This window comes from Agrobacterium sp. a22-2 (genome assembly GCF_012276985.1).
Taxonomy (GTDB): domain Bacteria; phylum Pseudomonadota; class Alphaproteobacteria; order Rhizobiales; family Rhizobiaceae; genus Allorhizobium.
Genome location: NZ_JAAXMM010000004.1, coordinates 32,776 through 52,243 on the forward strand (window position 1 = coordinate 32,776; position 19,468 = coordinate 52,243).

At 62.3% G+C, this 19,468-nt stretch carries 15 protein-coding genes; 5 read left to right on the top strand and 10 right to left on the bottom strand.

Annotation, left to right across the window (positions count from 1 at the left end; genetic code table 11):
- Positions 1-54 precede the first annotated feature (54 nt).
- The 5 genes from HFC70_RS07340 to HFC70_RS07360 all read right to left on the bottom strand — a co-directional run bounded on the left by HFC70_RS07340 (position 55) and on the right by HFC70_RS07360 (position 5,464).
- Positions 55-1,707, bottom strand: coding sequence for a thiamine pyrophosphate-binding protein (locus tag HFC70_RS07340; protein WP_168472585.1), 1,653 nt, complete (start codon positions 1,705-1,707; stop codon positions 55-57).
- Complete coding sequence (locus HFC70_RS07345) at positions 1,704-2,906, bottom strand: CaiB/BaiF CoA-transferase family protein (protein ID WP_168472586.1); 1,203 nt, start codon at positions 2,904-2,906, stop codon at positions 1,704-1,706. Before HFC70_RS07345 ends, HFC70_RS07340 begins: the two co-directional genes overlap by 4 nt.
- A gap of 10 nt (positions 2,907-2,916) precedes the next feature.
- Complete coding sequence (locus HFC70_RS07350; RefSeq protein WP_168472587.1) at positions 2,917-3,888, bottom strand: DMT family transporter; 972 nt, start codon at positions 3,886-3,888, stop codon at positions 2,917-2,919.
- A gap of 164 nt (positions 3,889-4,052) precedes the next feature.
- Positions 4,053-4,505 carry a GNAT family N-acetyltransferase gene (locus HFC70_RS07355; protein ID WP_168472588.1) on the bottom strand — a complete coding sequence of 151 codons (453 nt, stop codon included), beginning with the start codon at positions 4,503-4,505 and terminating at the stop codon, positions 4,053-4,055.
- A 26-nt stretch (positions 4,506-4,531) separates the two neighbouring features.
- Positions 4,532-5,464 carry an alpha/beta hydrolase gene (locus HFC70_RS07360; RefSeq protein WP_168472589.1) on the bottom strand — a complete coding sequence of 311 codons (933 nt, stop codon included), beginning with the start codon at positions 5,462-5,464 and terminating at the stop codon, positions 4,532-4,534.
- 302 nt (positions 5,465-5,766) lie between these two features.
- Between HFC70_RS07360 and ettA the strand changes: the two genes are divergently transcribed.
- The 4 genes from ettA (at position 5,767) to metF (ending at position 12,244) form a co-directional block, all read left to right on the top strand.
- Positions 5,767-7,416 carry an energy-dependent translational throttle protein EttA gene (gene ettA / locus HFC70_RS07365; RefSeq protein ID WP_168472590.1) on the top strand — a complete coding sequence of 550 codons (1,650 nt, stop codon included), beginning with the start codon at positions 5,767-5,769 and terminating at the stop codon, positions 7,414-7,416.
- 370 nt (positions 7,417-7,786) lie between these two features.
- Positions 7,787-10,147, top strand: coding sequence for a methyl-accepting chemotaxis protein (locus tag HFC70_RS07370; protein ID WP_168472591.1), 2,361 nt, complete (start codon positions 7,787-7,789; stop codon positions 10,145-10,147).
- A gap of 168 nt (positions 10,148-10,315) precedes the next feature.
- Complete coding sequence (locus HFC70_RS07375; protein ID WP_168472592.1) at positions 10,316-11,329, top strand: metalloregulator ArsR/SmtB family transcription factor; 1,014 nt, start codon at positions 10,316-10,318, stop codon at positions 11,327-11,329.
- Positions 11,330-12,244, top strand: a complete 915-nt coding sequence (gene metF / locus HFC70_RS07380) for a methylenetetrahydrofolate reductase [NAD(P)H] (protein ID WP_168472593.1) — start codon at positions 11,330-11,332, stop codon at positions 12,242-12,244.
- A gap of 485 nt (positions 12,245-12,729) precedes the next feature.
- Here the strand turns inward: metF and HFC70_RS07385 are convergent, their stop codons facing one another.
- Positions 12,730-13,647 (bottom strand): DMT family transporter, encoded by a 918-nt coding sequence (locus HFC70_RS07385; protein ID WP_168472594.1) that lies wholly within the window; start codon positions 13,645-13,647, stop codon positions 12,730-12,732.
- 125 nt (positions 13,648-13,772) lie between these two features.
- Here HFC70_RS07385 and HFC70_RS07390 point away from each other — a divergent pair, with 125 nt between their 5' ends.
- The gene (locus HFC70_RS07390; RefSeq protein WP_368669569.1) at positions 13,773-15,137 is read left to right on the top strand and encodes a cation:proton antiporter; all 1,365 of its coding nucleotides are present in this window, start codon (positions 13,773-13,775) and stop codon (positions 15,135-15,137) included.
- Positions 15,138-15,170: 33 nt separating this feature from the next.
- On the opposite strand, the gene HFC70_RS07395 is transcribed toward HFC70_RS07390, so the two are convergent.
- The 4 genes from HFC70_RS07395 to HFC70_RS07410 all read right to left on the bottom strand — a co-directional run bounded on the left by HFC70_RS07395 (position 15,171) and on the right by HFC70_RS07410 (position 19,347).
- Positions 15,171-16,361, bottom strand: a complete 1,191-nt coding sequence (locus HFC70_RS07395) for a lytic murein transglycosylase (RefSeq protein WP_168472595.1) — start codon at positions 16,359-16,361, stop codon at positions 15,171-15,173.
- Positions 16,362-16,523: 162 nt separating this feature from the next.
- Positions 16,524-17,306 (bottom strand): GH25 family lysozyme, encoded by a 783-nt coding sequence (locus HFC70_RS07400; RefSeq protein ID WP_168472596.1) that lies wholly within the window; start codon positions 17,304-17,306, stop codon positions 16,524-16,526.
- A 131-nt stretch (positions 17,307-17,437) separates the two neighbouring features.
- A complete protein-coding gene (locus HFC70_RS07405; protein WP_168472597.1) occupies positions 17,438-18,103 on the bottom strand; it encodes a class I SAM-dependent methyltransferase in 666 nt (221 codons plus the stop codon).
- Positions 18,100-19,347 (bottom strand): DUF3419 family protein, encoded by a 1,248-nt coding sequence (locus HFC70_RS07410; protein ID WP_168472598.1) that lies wholly within the window; start codon positions 19,345-19,347, stop codon positions 18,100-18,102. The genes HFC70_RS07405 and HFC70_RS07410 overlap by 4 nt, the downstream gene beginning before the upstream one ends.
- Positions 19,348-19,468 lie beyond the last annotated feature (121 nt).

Sequence of the window (19,468 nt, forward strand, 5' to 3'; positions counted from 1 at the left end):
AATCAACAAAGGCCGGGAGTGATCCCGGCCTTTGTCTTTTGTTTCAAAGGTTTGTCAGCGCTTGTCGCGGATCTGGCTTAGGGTCCTCGTCGGCGTGATGGCTTCCGGGTCGAGCTTGATCTCGATGATCGACGGCTTGCCGCTTTGGCGGGCGCGGGCAAAAGCGCCGGCGAAATCCTCGGTCTTTTCCACCGTCTCGCCATGGCCGCCATAGGCTTTTGCAAAGGCGGCGAAATCGGGATTGGTCAGGCCCGTGGCGCTGACGCGGCCGGGATATTCCCGCTCCTGGTGCATGCGGATCGTGCCGTAGATGCCGTTGTTGACGATAACCGTGATGATCGGCAGCTGGTAGCGCACCGCGGTCGCAAATTCCTGGCCATGCATCATGAAGCAGCCGTCGCCGGCAAAGCAGATCACCTCGCGGTCCGGAAACAGCTGCTTGGCGGCGACGGCGGCCGGCAGGCCGTAGCCCATCGAGCCGGAACATGGGGCGGCCTGGGTGTTGTAGGCGCGGAACTTGTGGAAGCGATGCACCCAGGTGGCGTAATTGCCGGCGCCATTGGTGAAGATCGTGTCATAGGCGGTATTGGCCTCGATCCAGTCCATGATCGGCCCCATCTGCACCGCGCCCGGCCCGGTCTGCGGCGGTGTCGACCATTCGCGGTAGGCGACATGCATGGCGGCAGTGCGGCTTGCCCAGACGGGCACGTCGGGCGCTGCCAGGCTTTTCAGGGCCTCGACGAAATCGGTCGGTGCGGCGCAGATCGCCAGATCCGGACGGTAGACGCGGCCGAGTTCGGACGGGTCGGGATGCACATGCACCAGGGTCTGCGAGGGGTAGGGGATGTCGAGCAGCGAATAGCCGGACGACGGCATTTCGGAGAACCGGCCGCCGATCAGCAGCACCAGATCGGCCTGTTTGATTTCGCTGGCCAGCGCCGGATTGATGCCGATGCCGACATCGCCGGCATAGGAGGAATGCGTATGGTCGAACAGCATCTGGCGGCGGAACGAGCAGCCGACCGGCAGCTGGAAACGGGCGGCAAAATTCTGGAAATCGGCGACGGCCTGCTCGCTCCAGCGGGTGCCGCCCAGAATGGCGATCGGGCGCTTGGCACCCGCCAGCAGGGCGCCGAGGCGCGCGATCTGGCTTGGGCCGGGATGACTTTCGACAGGCAGGTAGGGTTTTGCCTCAGGGGCCTCGACCTCGTCGACCAGCATGTCTTCCGGCAGGGTGAGGACAACCGGGCCGGGGCGGCCCGATGTGGCGACGGCAAAGGCGCGGGTGACGAATTCGGGGATGCGGCGCGCGTCGTCGATCTCGCCGACCCATTTGGCGAATTCGGTAAAGGCGCGGCGGTATTCCACTTCCTGGAAGGCTTCGCGCTCGCGCGCCTCGCGCTGCACCTGGCCGATGAACAGGATCATCGGCACGGAATCCTGGCGGGCGATATGCAGGCCGGCCGAGGCATTGGTGGCGCCCGGACCGCGGGTCACCATGCAGATGCCCGGCTCGCCGGTCAGGCGTCCCCAGCAATCGGCCATCATGGCGGCACCGCCTTCCTGGCGGCAGACGATGGTGTCGATATCGGTGTCGTGCAGGGCATCCAGCACGGCGAGATAGCTTTCGCCGGGAACGCAGGCGATGCGTTTCACGCCATTGGCCTGCAGCGCCTCGACAATCAATTGTCCGCCGGTTCTCTTCATTTCGAAGCCTTTCTTTCGATCTCCGCCAGTTCGGCGAGTATGTCTTGCTGGTCCTGTCCAAGCCGCGGGCTCGGCCGCTCGTAGCGCAGCGGCGTTTGCGACAGCACGATGGGGCTGCGCACGCCGGGGATCATCGTGCCGTCGACATCGGGCAGGTCGATGCGCAGTTCGCGGGCCTTGACCTGCGGATCCTCGAACATTTCGGCAATCGAATTGATCGGGCCGGCCGGCACGGCATTCTGCTCGCAGGCGGTGAGCAGGTCGCGCTTCTGCCTTTTGGCCGTCTCGGCGGTCACCAGCCGGCGCACCTCGATCCGATTGGCGACGCGGGCCTTGTTGGTGGCGAAACGTTCATCGTCGGCCACGGCCTCGATGCCGAGGATGCGGCACAGGCGGCGGAACTGGCCGTCATTGCCGATGGCCAAGATCAGGTAACCGTCGGCGGTGGGCACCACTTCGTAGGGCGAGATGTTGGGATGGGCATTGCCAAGCCGCGACGGGGCGGTGCCGGAGACCAGATAGTTCATGTTCTGATTGGCAAGCACGGCCGACTGCACATCAAGCAGCGCCATGTCGATATGCTGGCCCTCGCCGGTGCGCAGCACATGGATCAGGGCCGCCTGGATGGCCGTGACGGCATAGATGCCGGTGAAGATGTCGGCAATCGCCACGCCGGCCTTCATCGGCTGGCCGTCCGGCTCGCCGGTGATCGACATGAAGCCGGACATGCCCTGGACGATATAGTCGTAGCCGGCAAAATTGGCATAAGGGCCGGTCTGGCCGAAGCCGGTGATCGAGCAATAGATCAGCTTGGGATTGATGGCCTTCAGGCTGTCGTAGTCGAGGCCGTATTTGGTCAGGCCGCCGAGCTTGAAGTTCTCGATGACGATATCGGCGCTGGCCACCAGGCGGCGCACGATCTCCTGGCCGGCTTCGTCCTTCAGATCGACGGCGATCGAGCGCTTGCCGCGGTTGGTGGCGTGGTAATAGGCGGCCGACAGGTTTTCGCCGTTGGCGCCTTCGACGAAGGGCGGCCCCCAGGCGCGGGTGTCGTCGCCGCCATCGGGGTTTTCGACCTTGATGACATCGGCGCCCATGTCGGCCAGCATCTGGCCTGCCCAGGGGCCGGCCAGCACGCGCGCCAGTTCGATGACGCGAATGCCGTCAAGGGGTGCCGGTTTCCTGTCTGTCTCGTGCATCTCTCGTTCCTTAAGGAGCAATCGCCGTGCCGGCAGCATCCGAGACCGGTTTGCTGGCAAAGCGGCGCTCGCGCCAGATGATGTAAAGCCCGGAGCCGATGATGATGGCGATGCCGAGCCATTTGATGGGGTCGGGGAAATCGCCGAACACCATCCAGCTGAACAGCGTTGCCGTGACGATTTCGAGATATTGCAGCGGCGCAAGCGTCGAGGCGGGGGCGGCGCGATAGGCATAGACGCCGAGGATGCCTGACACGGCGGCGCTGAAGCCGACGCCGAGGAGCCAGAGCAGGGCTTGGGCGTCGGGCAGGACCGGATCGAAGACCGACAAGCCAGTGCCACTGCCAAGCGCCAGCAGGACCACGCAGAAGGCCAGGCCCCAGACACCAGTCTCCACCTGCATGGACCAGGGGTCCTGGGTATGGGCCATGACTCGCGTCAGGATGGCCGATATGGCGATGCAGAAGGCGGTGACAACAGGCAGCAGGGCGATATAGCCGACTTCCTCGAAACTCGGCTGGATGACCAGCATGGCGCCGAGAAAGCCGACAGCGCAGGCCGTATAGCGCCGCCAGCCGATCGTTTCTTTGAGGAAAATGCTGCTGAGAATGGTGAGGATGATCGGCTCGACGAAGAAGATGGCGATGGCGTCCGCCACTTCCATGACCTTCAGCGTCATGACGAAACAGACCATGGAAATGGTGATGACGCCGCCGCGCAGGGCATGGAAGCCGCTGCTGCGCAGGGTGAAGCGCGGCCAGGACCCCCGCCAGACGAAGATCGGCAGCATGAACAGGATCTGCAGCAGGAAGCGCGCCGAGGTGATTTCGGCTGCGGGCACGGTCGAGGTGGCAAGCTTGGAAAAAATGTCGATGAGCGGCGCCAGCAGGACGGCGAGCACCATCAGGATCATGCCGGTCATGACATTCGCGGTGGCTGCCATGCTCCGGGCGGGCGGATTTGCTCCGGGGGAAATGCTCATGTCGGCCTATTCTCGCTTGCGGTGTTCGACACCCTGCCGCACGGCCCCGTCGAGCCTTGTACAACCGTTCTTCCTATAGCGATCGACAAGCGCCGGCGCACTTGAATTTCTGTCATGGGTTCATTCCGTTTCGGTCGCATGTGCGGCCCTGCGGCTGGGCTTCGCTAGGGCAGAAGGGCTTTGGTCATGAAAACGCGGGCGAGGCCCTTGTCTTCGCAGCGATGGGTTTCGACATAGCCAAAGGCGCGATAGAGGGCCTGGTTTTCGACCATCTTTTCGTGGGTGTAAAGCCGAATGGCCGAAAGGTTTGCGTCGCGCGCCTGCTGTTCGGCAAACGCCATCAGGAGACGGCCGAAGCCGCGCTTCTGCGTCTTGGGACTGACGGCGATGTTGTCGAGCAGCAGTGTCTGGGTCTCGGGGATCAGCACGATCAGGGCGAGCAGCGCCTCATTGTCTTCCAGGACATGCACGAAACCGCGGGCGATATAGTCGGCATAGTCGTCGAACAATGGGCCAGGGCGAACGCCGATCGTTTCGAGATAGGGGCTGTAGGCATCCTGGACGAGGCTTTCGACGGCCGCAAGATCGTCGGGGACGGCAGGGCGGAGGGCTGGCATACGGTGTTCGTCTCGTTGCGTGGGGATCAGGCGGCAAACAGGCTTTTTTCGCACCAGGCCGAGAAGTCGTCGACGGCCTGTTCCCAGCCGATTTCGTTCAGGGTCTCGTGGCGCATCTCCTCATAGATCCGCGTTGTGACATTGCGAAGGCCGTGGCGCTTCAGACGGTCGGAGAGCCAGCGGATCTCGCGGCCGCCGCAGGTGGCGGGGTCCTGGCCGCCGCCGACCAGATGGATCGGCAAATGCTTCGGCAGACGTGCCAGCATGGCAGAGGTGGGCGCGCGGAATGTCAGGTCCAACACATCGATCCACATGGACACGCTGGCATCGAAGCGGCATAGCGGATCGCGCGCATATTTGTCGACCTGTTCCGGATCGCGCGACAACCAGTCGAATTCGGTACGGCGGTCCGCAATCGATTTGCCCCAGGCGTCGAAGGTCGCCTTCGGCATGATGCGGCTCGGCACATCGGAGCCTTTCAGCATGCGCTCGACGGCCAGCAGGAGGCGTGCCGCATGGCCGGCCAGTCCCGGATTGAAATTGGAATTCCAGATGGCCAGCGCCTGAAAGGCCTGGGGATGGGTGACGGCGGCGTTGAGCGCGATCAGCCCGCCCATGGAATGGCCGAACAGGATGACCGGCAGGCCGGGGTTTTCTTGCTCGACCATGTCACGCATGGCCTTTACATCCGCGATGACCTTGTCGACCCCGTCCTCCCGGGCAAACCGCCCGAGCGGCGCCTCATCCGACTGGGTTTCGCCATGGCCACGATGGTCGTGGGCAAAGACCTGACAGCCACGTCCGGCCATGGCCTCGGCGAAGCGCTCATAGCGGGCGGAATGCTCGATCAGGCCGTGACATACCAGCAGAGTGGCGCGAGGAGGACCAAGCGGTAAAGCACTGCGATAGGCGAGCAGCGCCCCGCTTGGGCTCGAGAACCGCCGAATTTCGGAAAACATGCCATCCTCCAGAACAATCTGAATTAGAAGATGTGATTTTTTTCAATGACGCAATGGCAAGGGCGTATTTGCTACCCGATCTGCCCAATATGTCCCCAGTTGTAAGACAAGTGGCTGCCTGTGCGGGATAAACGCGACAGGTTTCCCTTGTGTTCCTCATACGCTCTGCCTTGCGGGTTCGGCCGTCAGGCCGTCGGCAATAGCGGATAAATGCAGGAATTGCGGCATCCGCGATTGCCCCGGTCGTGGGTTTCGCCTACATAGCGGGCAAATCCCCTCATCCCTTGCGGAGCAGTTTACCGATGGCACGTCAGTTCATCTATCACATGTCGGGACTGAACAAGTCCTACGGCGCCAAGAAAATTCTCGAGAACGTCAACCTGTCGTTCTATCCCGATGCCAAGATCGGTATCCTCGGCCCGAACGGCGCCGGCAAGTCCACCGTGCTGCGCATCATTGCCGGCAAGGACAAGGAATTCACCGGTGAAGCCTGGCTGGCCGAAGGTGCGACCGTCGGCTACCTGGAGCAGGAACCGCATCTGGATCCGACCAAGACGGCCTTCGAGAACGTCATGGAAGGCGTTGCCGAAAAGACGGCGGTGCTGGAGCGCTACAACGAACTGATGATGAACTATTCCGACGAGACCGCAGACGAAGGCGCCAAGCTCCAGGACATCATCGACAGCCAGAACCTCTGGGACCTGGAGCAGCAGGTCGAGATGGCGATGGAAGCGCTGCGCTGCCCGCCGAAGGAATCCGACGTCACGCTGTTGTCGGGTGGTGAACGCCGCCGCATCGCGCTCTGCCGCCTGCTTTTGTCGCAGCCGGACCTGCTGCTGCTCGACGAACCGACCAACCATCTCGACGCCGAGACCATCGCCTGGCTGGAAAAGCACCTGCGTGCCTATCCCGGCGCCGTGATGATGATCACCCACGATCGCTACTTCCTCGACAATGTCACCGGCTGGATCCTCGAACTCGACCGCGGCCGCGGCATTCCCTACGAAGGCAACTACTCGGCTTACCTGACCGCCAAGGCCAAGCGCATGCAGCAGGAAGCCCGCGAGGATGCCGGCCGCCAGAAGGCGATCAGCCGCGAACAGGAATGGATCGCCTCCAGCCCGAAGGCCCGTCAGGCCAAGTCGAAGGCGCGTATCAAGTCCTACGAACAGTTGGTGGATGCCGCTGAGAAGCAGCGCCCCGGCGACGCGCAGATCATCATTCCGGTCAGTGAGCGCCTCGGCCAGGTGGTCATCGAGATGGAACACATCACCAAGGGCTTTGAAGGCCGCACGCTGATCAACGACCTGTCAATCAAGCTGCCGCCGGGCGGCATCGTCGGCATCATCGGCCCGAACGGTGCCGGTAAGACCACCCTGTTCAAGATGATCACCGGCCAGGAAAAGCCCGACTCCGGGTCGATCCGCATCGGTGACACCGTGCATCTGGGCTATGTCGACCAGAGCCGCGATGCGCTCGATGGCTCGAAGACCGTCTGGGAAGAAATCTCGGGCGGGGCTGAAATCATCAAGCTCGGCAAGTTCGACATGAACAGCAGAGCCTATTGCGGCGCCTTCAACTTCAAGGGTGGCGACCAGCAGCAGAAGGTCGGCAATCTCTCCGGTGGCCAGCGCAACCGCGTGCACCTGGCCAAGATGCTGAAGGCCGGCGGCAACGTGCTGCTGCTCGACGAACCGACCAACGACCTCGATACCGAAACGCTCGGTGCGCTGGAAACGGCGCTGGAAAACTTCGCCGGCTGCGCCATCATCATCAGCCATGACCGCATGTTCCTCGACCGCCTGGCCACCCATATCCTGGCCTTCGAAGGCGATGGCCATGTGGAATGGTTCGAAGGCAATTTCGAAGACTACGAACAGGACAAGGTCCGCCGTCTGGGTGCGGATGCGCTCAACCCCGGCAGCCAGGCCTATAAGCGCCTGACGCGCTGATCGGACCGGCCAAGAGCCAGTCGAATCGAACCTTTTTCCCAAGGGCTCCGGTTTTGCCGGGGCCCTTTTCATGTCGTACGATTCGGCCGGGCGCAGTCCAGCGCGGAGCTTTGCCGGATTAGCGGAGCGCTTTTTCCGGGTTTCGACGCGGTGCGAAGTCTCCTGAATTGTGACCTGTTATAAATCGCAGATCCGTTGGCTGGAAAGCAGGAATTCCTGCCAAGTGCATCTATTTCGGCATGTATATGCCGAGGCGGGTCAAGATTGATTTGCTGCGCCGCGATACGTTGTTCAAAACGGTACAATGTTAACCGCAGTTTATCCAAATTGGCTTTGAATAGACCGATATTCGCAAACATCGGGACTTGTCATGACATTCTCCATCAGAAATGTTCTCATCAGTGTTTTCGCCCTGCTCAGTCTTATGCTGAGTGTGCTGGTCGGAAATTCCATGCTGGCCTCCTACCGAAACTACCAGGTCTATGCCGAAGTGTCGGAGCTGACCGGATTCGACAAGGCGTTGTTCAAGGCGCTCCTGGCGTTTCGTAGCGAGCGCGGTGACAGCGCATCGGCCTTGTCGCTTGCGATTGCCGATGCCACCGGCTCCGTTCAGTCGGTGCAGAAGAACCGAGCGATCGTCGATGCCGGCATGAATGAGGCAAAGGCGATCACCGCGGGGATCGGAGCTGCCGAACTGTCGGCGCCGATCGCAACGGTCATGGCGACCTATGAAAAGGTCGCCGCCTACCGCCAGACGATCGATGCCGAACTGGCAAAGCCACTGGAGGCCCGCGATGCAGGCATCACCAAAGCGTCGATGGATTTGGGCGGTACGTTCCTCGCCGATCTTGAGAAGGCCTCCGAGGCCGCCGAGGGCCGCATGCGCACGCTCGACGCGGCGATGATGCCGATGATTCAAATCCGTGCCTATGCCTGGTCGACCCGTGCCCTTGGCGGCGGCGGTGCGCTGATCCTCAACAGCGCCGTTGCGTCCGGCCAGCAGATCTCGCCGGAGAACCAGTCCAAGCTGGCCGTCGCGGACGCCAATGTCGCCTATGCCTGGAAAGCCGTGCGTGTGCTGGTGGATCACCCGGAGACGCCCCAGGCCATCAAGGATGGCTTCAAGGTGGCCGATGCGGCTTACTTCACGGGCGATTATGCCACGATGCGTGCCGATGTCATCGCCAAGCTGAGCGCCGGCGAAAAGTCACCGATGACGATCGACCAGTGGCGGGCGCCTACCACCGCGGCTCTCGGCAAGGTTGCCGATATCGCATCGCTTGCCATGGATACGCTGAATGCCAATGCCGCGACCGCCAAATCGACGGCGCTGACCCAGGCTCTGGCGTTCCTGGCGCTCTTCGTGTTCGTGCTTGCGCTTGGCATCATCGGCATGACCGTCATCGTCCGCAAGGTCATCCGCCCGATCGGCGCGCTGACGCGCTGCATGGGCGCTCTGGCTGATGGCGATCTTTCGGTCGTCGTTCCCGGCGCGAAACGCCGGGATGAAATGGGCGAGATGGCCCGATCTGTCGAAGTGTTTCAGGTGGCGGCGGTCCGCAACAGGGAGTTGGAGGCCAGCACCGAAGAAAACCGCAAGATCGCCGAGCGGGATCGCATCGAGACGCAGCGCCGGGTCGAGGCCGAAGCCGAAGAGCGGCTGACACGGGCCACCGGCGCCCTGGCAAGCGGCCTGCAGAAGCTTGCAGCCGGCGATCTGCTCTGCGAAATCTCCGAAGAGTTCGCGCCACAGTTCGAGGAGTTGCGAAAGGACTTCAACACCTCCGTCAGCCAGTTGCGCGCCACGCTTCTGGCGGTCGGCGGCTCGGCTTCGGTCGTGTCGGGCGGCAGCAGCGAAATCTCGCATGCCTCGGACAATCTGGCCAAGCGCACCGAGCAGCAGGCGGCTTCGCTTGAAGAGACAGCCGCCGCCCTTGAGGAAATTACCGCCAATGTGACGGCAACCTCGAAGCGGACCGGAGAGGCCCGCGATCTGGTGCGCGATACCCGAAGCCGGGCCGAGCAGTCGGGCGTCGTCGTCAACAATGCGGTCTCGGCCATGGAGCGCATCGAACACTCGTCGCGCCAGATCGGCCAGATCATCGGCGTGATCGATGAGATCGCCTTCCAGACCAACCTGCTGGCGCTCAATGCCGGGGTCGAGGCAGCCCGTGCCGGCGATGCCGGCAAGGGCTTTGCCGTCGTCGCCCAGGAAGTGCGCGAACTGGCACAGCGTTCGGCCAATGCCGCCAAGGAAATCAAGTCGCTGATCTCCAATTCGGAAGTGGCGGTCTCCGAGGGTGTCAAGCTGGTCAACGATACGGGCGAGGGGCTGACGGCGATCGCCGGTCTCGTACAGTCGATCAATGTCCACATGGATGCGATCGCCACGGCGGCGCAGGAACAGTCGGTCGGGCTTGGTGAAGTCAATACTGCCGTCAACCACATGGACCAGGCGACGCAGCAGAATGCCGCCATGGTCGAGGAGATGAATGCGGCGGGCGCCGGTCTGGCGCAGGAAAGCGGCAAGCTGACCGAGTTGCTCGGCCAGTTCCGCACGGGAGACGATCGCCAGCGCAGCAGCCGTCAGGACAGCTATACGCCGGCGCCTGCCGCCCGCGCTCCAGCCGCCCCGGCCAGATCCGCACCGCGGCCCGCAGCCTCGTCTCGTCAGGCCTATGCCACCCACGGCAATGCGGCGGTCAAGGGCGAGAACTGGGAAGAGTTCTGACCGATCAAGCTCTGATCCAATCGATACTGCAGGCGGCCGTCACTGACGGCCGCTTTCGCTTTGAAAGCATGGTGCTGGGTTCTCTCGGGTCAAAAAACGCTTGCGCAATGAATTCAAATCACATAAAGATATCTTTATGTCTTGATTGGATTGAAAGTTGCGTGTCGCATGAGCTTTGGTGTGGATGAACTTGTTGAATTGCTGAAGGCCGCCGGGGAACCGACCCGGTTGCGGCTGCTGGCGCTTCTGGCGGGCGGCGATCTCACCGTTTCGGATCTGACCGAAATCCTCGGTCAATCGCAACCGCGCATTTCGCGTCATCTGAAGCTTCTGACCGAGGCTGATCTGATCGACCGTTATCAGGAGGGCGCCTGGGCCTATTTCCGCCTCAAGCAGGATGGACGGGCGGCAAACCTCGTCCAGATGCTGCTGATGTCCGCTTCACCCGCCGACCCGGTGCTGTTGCGCGACGGCGAAAGGCTGACCACGGTCAAGAAGGCGCGGGCCGAGCGCGCCCAGGACTATTTCAGCCAGAACGCTGCCGAATGGGACGAATTGCGCCGCCTGCATGTCGATGATCGCGATGTCGAGGCCGCCTTGATGAGGTTGATCGGCTCGGAGCCGGTCGAAGCCCTGCTGGACCTTGGCACTGGCACCGGGCGCATCCTGCAATTGCTGGAAGGGGTTTATCGTCGTGCCGTCGGTATCGATGCCAGCCGCGACATGCTGGCCGTGGCCCGCGCCAATCTCGACAAGGCAGGCGTCCTGAAGGCTTCGGTCCGCCAGGGCGACATTCTCAACCTGCCGCTCGATGGCGCGGAATTCGACGTGGTGATCATTCATCAGGTCCTGCATTTCCTGCTGCAGCCGGAACTGGCCCTGCAGGAGGCGTCGCGCATGCTGCGGCCCGGCGGCCGTCTGGTCATTATCGACCTGGCGCCGCATCAGCTCGAATATCTACGTGATGACCACGCCCATGTCCGCCTGGGCTTCTCCCACCAGACCATGGGGGAATGGTTGGCCAAGGCGGGCCTCAGGGTCGAGCAGGCGGTCGATCTCAAACCGAACAGCAATGGCGCCCAGGCTTTGACGGCAACGATCTGGGTGGCCCGGCAGGGACGCGCCACATCGTTGGCGCCGGCCGATGCCGATATTCTACCAGTCTCTGTGGGGGGAAATTGAATGGCACTCGACCTAGCGAACCCGGCCCAGACACCGCATCTGCGGCTGTCCTTCGAGTTTTTTCCGCCGAAGTCGGAGGAGATGGAAGGGCAACTCTGGGCAACCGTTCGCGATCTCGCCGGCTGGCAACCCGACTTCGTGTCGGTCACCTACGGGGCCGGTGGCACGACGCGGGCGCCGACCCTCTCAACGGTGCGGCGGCTGATTGCGGAGACCACGCTGCCGACGGCGGCGCACCTGACCTGCGTGGATGCCACGAAGGCGGACGTGGCCCATGTGGTTGAGGAGTTCCGGGCAGCCGGTGTGAAACATTTCGTGGCGCTGCGCGGCGATCCTTCGGGCGGCGTGGGAACGGCCTACCAGCCGCATCCGGGCGGCTATGAGAATGCTGCTGCTCTGGTGCGCGGGCTGCGCGACATCGATGATTTCGAAATCTCTGTGTCCGCCTATCCGGAAAAACATCCGGAAAGCCCGGATGAGGTGCTCGATATCGACATGCTGAAGCGTAAGGTCGACAATGGTGCGACGCGGGCGCTGACCCAGTTCTTCTTCGACAACGATATTTTCGAGCGTTATCTCAATCGCGTGCGGGCGGCCGGAATCACCATTCCGATCGTGCCGGGCATCATGCCGATCCAGAACCTGACGCAACTCAAGCGTTTTGCGTCCATGTGCGGCGCGACCGTACCGGCACGGCTCGATCCGCGGTTTGCCGGGTTGGACGACAAGCCGGAAGAGCGGGCGAATGTTGCCGCGGACGTGGCTGCCGAACAGATCGACGATCTGACGACGCGCGGCGTCAATGAATTCCATCTCTACACGATGAACCGGGCGCCTTTGGTCAATGCGACGCTGGCGCGGCTGGGACTGGTTCGTGCAGCGTCGGCAGACAATTCGGCGGGAGCCGCTGCCTGACGGGCATCGATCAATCCAGTCAGGAAACGCTCTAAAGAGACTAACGAGAACGGGCGCATGCAATGCCTGCATGCGCCCGTTTTTTTAATTAGAGTGTCGTGTCATTCTTGCCCGAGACGGACCACTTTCTATCGGCCTCCCGGCTTTCATTCATGCACTGTGTCTCAGATGAAGAGCATCGTTGCAATGAATACAAACGCCGCACCGACGATCAGGACGTTGAGAGAATGTGTAAGTCCCATCTCTGCCTCCTTGCGTTGACCGTTAAATAATATGTCTGTTTTGTGTCGTTTGAAAAGGAGATTCTGTGCTGCAACGCAGCGCCCGGCAGTGGATAACTTGCGATAACGGCGCCTAACGCAGTGAAATATTTCGAGAAAGAACGAATTTAAAATGCGGGCTTATCTGTTAACAAATTTCGCGCCGGGGGGCTGGTCAGGCCCCTGACTGTGCTGATGCGGAGCGGTTGTGTGCCACGCCCTCTTTTACGCTCCCGCCGGTCTTGCGCGCAGCACGCGCCCGTCCAGCACCAGAAGACCGGCGCCGATCAGCAGCATGCCGCCGAAATCGAGCAGTTGCAGCCGTTCGCCAAGGAACAGGGCGCCAAGCAGGATGGCGCTGGGCGGCACAAGCAGCGTTACCAGCGAGGTATTGGTGGCGCCGGCCAGTGCCATGATACGGAAGAACAGGATATAGCCGAAGGCAGTCGAGGCCAGCGCCAGTGCCAGGATCGCCAGCACGGCTGACAGCGGCGGCATGGCGAGGTGGAAGGGCTGGTCGACGATCAGCGACACCGGCAGCATCATCATGGCGGAAGCCGTCAGTTGACCCGTTGCCGTCACGGGTGCGGGTATGCCTTTGAAACGCTTTCCGAAAATTCCCGCGAAGCCGTAACTGATGGCGGCCAGCAGAGGCAGGCTCACGGCCCAGAGCGGCACCGACGAGGTGTCGAGGACGCTCGGGCCGATCAGCAGGACCGTTCCGGCCAGACCGAGCAGGCAGCCGGCGATCTTGGCCGGGCTCAACTTCTCGTCCGTCGTCAGGCTATTGGCGATCAGCACGGTCCAGATCGGCGTGGTGGCGTTGAGAATGGAGGCGAGACCGGCGCCGATCTGCGTCTGGCCGAGAAAGATCAGGGTGTGGGGAACGGCATTGTTGATCAGGCCCAGCACCAGGAAGGACCGCCAATGGGTCTTCAAGAGGCCGTAGAGGCCGAACCGGCCGCGCAGATAAAGATGCAGGGCGAGCGCTGCCAGCGACAGACGCAGGAAGACCAGGGTGAACGGCGGCACATGGGCGACCGCGATGCGGGCGAAAAAGAACGAACCGCCCCACAGCAGGCCAAGCAGCATAAGCAGCGCCCATGTTTTGGAATTCAACTGGTTGGCGGTGGCATTCGGCATGGGACTCTCCTTTGATCGAACCGCAGACTAGGAACAGGCCGCCGGATTTGCCACCCGAAACCTGCCGTGCATGATGCATCAGACAAAAGAATCGTTGAAAAAGGAGCGGGACACTGGAGGCAACAGTGACGGAAAGCGTAACCCATGCCGCGGGCCATGGCACCGCCATGCTCGGCATCGCCATCGTGGTGGCAGTCGCGACGCTGCTCGGCCTGCTGTTTCTTTGGCTCCGGCAACCGCCGCTGGTCGGCTTCATCGTGGCCGGGGTGGCGCTCGGCCCGACGGGGGCGGGGCTCATCTCCAATTCCGACAATGTCGCGTTGCTCGCCGAAATGGGCGTCGTCGTGCTGTTGTTCTTCATCGGCATGGAATTGTCGGTCAAGGCCTTCGTGCTCAGCCTGCGGCAGGCGCTGCTGGTCACCGGCGGGCAATTGCTGGCGGCCATGCTGCTGGCCGTGGCGATCGGCCAAGTCATCCACGCCTCCGTCTCCGAGACCATCATCCTCGGTTTCGTCATCGGCATTTCGTCGACCGTGGTGGCGATGAAAATGCTTGAGGAGATGGGCGTGCTGCGGGCCAATGCCGGGCGGGTGGCGGTCGGCGTGCTGATCGCCCAGGACATTGCCGTCGTGCCGATGCTGATCTTCGTCGCCGGCATGGGCAGTGGGGAGGCGGATTATGTCGACATCGCCGTCAAGGTTGCCGTTGCGCTGTCGCTGCTCGGCGGGTTGCTATGGTGGTTCGGTCACCATGGCAAGATCAGGGTGCCGTTTGCCGAGCGGGTCGAGGACAAGATCGAGATCCTCGCGCTGGGATCGCTGGGGCTGTGCTTCAGCGCGGCCTCGTTGTCGGGCGTCGCCGGGTTGTCGCCTGCCTATGGCGCCTTCCTGGCCGGGCTGCTGGTCGGCAATTCGACGCTCAGAAGCCGGGTCATCCCGGTCATCGAGCCGATCCAGAGCGTGTTGCTGGTGGTGTTCTTCCTGTCGATCGGCCTCTTGATCGACCTGAATTTCATCTGGGCCAATCTCTGGCGCGTGCTGCTAGTGTCGCTGCTGGTGATTTCGGCCAAGACCGTGCTCAACATCTTCCTGTTGCGTCGGACGGGGTCGGACGCCCAGACGGCGCTGATCGCCGGTCTGTCGATGGCGCAGGTCGGAGAGTTTTCCTTCGTGCTGCTGGCGGCCGGCTTTTCGGCGCAGGCGATCAACAGCGAGCTGTTTCGCCTGTCGATTGCCGTGACGGCGGTGTCGCTACTGTTTTCCCCGCTCTGGGTCAGCGTCATGCACCGGCTGGAGAATATCGCCAGCGGTGGCTTGCAGGACTATCGCCATGCGCTGGCGGTCGCCTATGCCCACGAGTTGCATGAAATGAGTCGTGGTCGCGCAGCGTTGGCGGGCGGCATGCACTGGCTCAACGTGCGCTACCGAGCAGTTCGGCTGGCGCTCTATCACCGCCGCGCGGCAGACAGGCGTGACCGCGGCGAGAGATGATCCCGCCGCGGCAGATATGCAGATGAGATTGGCTCAGAGAGCGCTCAAAAGGGCAGGCGTCGGCCAGCCATCGGCCGGAATGCCGAGCCGCTGCTGTTCCTTCTGGATGGCGGTGCGGGTGCCGGCGCCGAGGATGCCGTCAATCTTGCCGACATCGTAGCCGAGGCCCTGCAGCTTGGTCTGCAGCGCCTTCATCTGATCGTCGGAGAGCCCCTGTTCCGGATTGCCCTTGATATAGGGTTCGGCGCCCATCAGGCGGGTGGCGAAATAGGCCGCCGAGGTGGTGTAGATGAACGACTGGTTCCATTCGAGATAGATGCCGAAGTTCGGATAGGTCAGGAAGGCCGGGCCCTTGCGGCCCTGTGGCAGCACGATCGAGGCATGCAAAGCGCCGAACTGGGTGTTGCCGTCGCGCGGCTTGACGCCAAGCGCGAACCAGTCGGCAGCCGTCAGGCCGCTGTCGAAGCCGGTCTTTTCCCAGGGCAGGTTGTCGGGAACGGTGATTTCCTGGATCCACGGCTCGCCGCGCTTGAAGCCGAGATGTTCGATGAACTTGGCGGCCGTCAGGATGGCGTCGGGCGAGCTTTTCTTGACGTTGACATGGCCATCGCCGTCACCATCGATACCGAAGGCGACGATGTCCTTCGGCAGCATCTGCACCTGGCCGATTTCGCCGGCCCATGCACCGGTGTTGGTCGCCGGATCGACATCGCCATGTTCGACCATGGTGATCAGCGCCATGAGCTGCGGGCGGAAGAGTTCCGGGCGGCGGCAGTCATGCGACAGGGTGACGAGCGCGTTGCGGGTGTTGAAATCGCCCTGCACGGCGCCAAAATCGGTCTCCATGGCCCAGAAGGCGGCGATGACGCCGGCCGGCACGCCAAATTCGCTCTCGGCCCGGCCGAAAACCTCGGCATATTGCTGCATCTTCTGGCGACCGATGTCGAGCCGCGCCTGGCTGACGGTGCGTTTGGAAAATTCCTGGAAGGTCTGCTTGAAGACGCCCTGGGCGCGGTCGCGGCTCAGCACCTTCTGGTCGATCTGTGCACCGGCAAGGGCTGCGTCGATGGCGGAAGGAGAGGCACCGGCCGCGGCCGCCTCGGCCTTCACGCCGGCGAGGAAGGTTGCGAGATCGCCGCCGCATTCGGCCGCACCGGCGGCGACTGTCGAGGAGAGAAAGGCTGCAAGTGCAGCGGCGATGGTCAGGCGGGTGGCGCGGGGCATTCGAACATCCTTGTTTCTGTCGGAATAGCGTTCTTCTTCAAAAGCATTGTGACGGAAGCAAGGAGTTTCACCAAACAACTGCATGGCGGCAGCAATCTATTGTCCGCGCGTCGTTGTCGAACAGGTGTGGCCGATGTCTCGATCGATCGATGTCAGCTGCGATTACTGCTTGGAAACGGCAGCGACCCAGTTCTTCCAGTTCTTCTGCGTGCCGGCGAACACGTTGATATCCGTGTCGCCCTTGATGCCCGGCACCACGCCGGTCGAGGTATATTGCCAGAATGCCCAACGCCGATCCGAATAGATCTCCTGGGGATGCTGTGCCACGGCGCGGACCCAGAAATGATAGTCCTGGAACTGCCCGACCAGATTGTCGCGATGGAAATCGACTGACGTGTAGATGATCGGCCGCTTGCCGTAATGTGCCTCGATGCGGTTCATGAAGCGCTGCATTTCGCTGCGCACGGTCAAGGCGCTCGGCTGGTACTTGCAGGTCTTGGACGTATGGTTCCACTCGACGTCGATGACCGGTGGCAGATGCATGGAGGCCTTCGGCACATTGCGAATGAACCAGTCGGCCTGCTCGTCGGCCGTCGAACAGAAATAGTAGAAATGGTAGGGCGCATGGGCAATGCCGGCTGCGGCGGCCTGCTTCCAGTATTCCTCGAACTTCGGATCCACCATGTCCTTGCCTTCGGTCGCCTTGATGAAGACGAAGGAGACACCGGATTGTTTGACCTTGCCCCAATCGACGTCGCCGTTCCACTTCGACACGTCGATGCCGTGAACGGCGTGGCGGTTTGGGGTCTTGTCACCGAAATCCTGGGGATCCTTGTCGCCAAAGCGCGGCGGGATCGACGCCGTTTCCATCAGATCGTAGCTCACAGACGTGCATCCGCTGATCATCAAGGACAGGGGCAAAAGCGCCAGGAGAAGCCACCGCATCGCTGATCCGTTCGTTGCGATTGAAGATACCCCCTAATGCAGCGCGCACACACGCAATGACAAAAGAGGAGCTAGGCCCTTTTGCCGCTATCATCGTAAAAAATTCGTTATTTTCAACTGCTTTATCGGCTTCAGGTGCGAATTATGGCGTGCCAGGCATAACCGCGGCCGATTTTCTCGAATTCCAGGCGGAATCCGGCCTGGTCCGAGCGGGATTTGAGCGCCGCATGCAGATCCTGTCGCGGCATGACATGGAAGCGGGCCAACCATCCCTTCAAGAGGCGACCGAAACGCGGCGGCAGACCTTCCTGCTGGCCGAAATCGACAATGTGCAGGGAGCCGCCCGGCACAAGTGCGGCAAGCCCGGCGTCAATCGCCTTTTCCCAATCGGGGATCATCGACAGGGCATAGGAGATCAGCACGCGGTCAAAACCGCCAAGGCCGAAGTCCGCTGCGTCAAACGCCGTGGCATCGGCCACTTTCAGCGCCGGCTGCTGGGCCTTGCCGCGGAAATTGGCGCGCGCCGAGGACAGCATCTCGGCGGAGATATCCAGCCCATAAAGTCTCGCTGTCGGATAGAGCTTGTGGGCCAGAAGCAGGTTGCGACCCGTGCCGCAGCCGATCTCCAGAACGGTGCCCGCCTCCGGTACGTCGAGCCTTACAATCGCCCGGTCTCGTCCGAGCAGGTAATATTTGCGCGTCAGGTCGTAGATGTGGCGCTGATAGCGGTACATACGGTCCATGCGCCGGGCATGGCCGGCGCTGGAGGGGTCGACAATCGTCCCGGCGCCGCTCATGCGCGCTTCTCATAGATGTGGAAGCCGCCATAGATGGCCGAGCGGTCGAGGCGGTTCAACTCCTCGGAGCGTTCCGGCAGGTAGGTCCACTGGTCGAGCAGGGCGGGCGACAGCCGGCCGTCGAGCACACTTTTTTCGGCGGCGGTGCGGAAGATGACGCGGGCCGATGCAGAGGCTGTCCGGGTGATCTCGGTCCAGAGGTCGTTCAACTGGCCGTCGGTCATCCAGTCCTGCGCATCGAGCAGCACATAGCGGTCGACGCTGGCCGACGGCTTGGTGGCGAGCAGTTCGGTGACGCTGGCGTGATGAACGGCGACGCTGTCGGTGTGCTTGCGGATCGCCGCATAGTGCTCCGGCCGCAGATAGGTGGGCAGCGTGCCTTCATGGGGCTGGGGATAGCGGCGGGCAAAGGCCTGCCAGGCGAAATAGTTGTCGCGAATGGGGAAATGGCAGGCGAGCTTTTCAAGCCGGCCGCGCAGCACCGGAGCGATGGTGCCGCCCTCCGACAGGCTTGCCAGTTCGTCATATTGCTGGGGCGGGATGCCGAGGCCGAACAGCGAGCTCTTGCGGCTTGTCATCCAGCGGATGACCGGCCGCTCGAACAGCGGAGCGATGCGGTCTTCGAAGAATTGGCGCTGTTCGCGCAGCGAGCGCGCCTTGGTGATGTCCTGCAGCTTGACGCCATGCAATCGGGCAATCAGATGGCCGGCGCCGATGAAACGGCCGAGCAGGCCGGTGCGGTAGAAATTGCGGTTGAAGGCGGCGATGCGGCGGCGGCCCGTCAGGCCGCGCTTGTTCCAGTAGTCACGGGTGGCGCTGTCGAGATTGGGAGCGATGTAGCGGTCGAAGGAGCGGCTGTTGGTGCGCACGCGGTCGGCGCCGAGATGCCGCACGACGGCGCCGTGATCGGGCAGGTGGCGAAAGGCCGCCAGCTTCAGCCGGTTCAAGGCAATGTGGTGGGGGTTGAGGTCGACCACGTCGATATGGGCCGGCTCGCAGGACAGATAGGCCAGCATGTTGCAGCCGCCCGAGCCGATCGTCACGACGCGGTGGCCGGGGCCAAGCTCCATGGCCGCCATGTCGACATCGGGGTCTTCCCAGATCTGCGGATAGACAAGGCCGGAGAACAACAGGCCGAACAGACGCTCGGAAAAGCCGTCTTTCGAAAGCGCCTTGTGCTGGAGCAGGGCGCTCTTCAGTTTGTGGTTCTTGCGAAAGCCAGCGTCCGGAGCAAGATCGGTCATGGTGTTTCAGCCTTCCCGTTCGAAGTTCACGGCGTTTAACCCGCCAGTGCTACAGTTTGATGACGAGGGATGTGCATGGCGGTTATAGGCGTGGTTGCACCTCTCATATTATAGCTCGCGA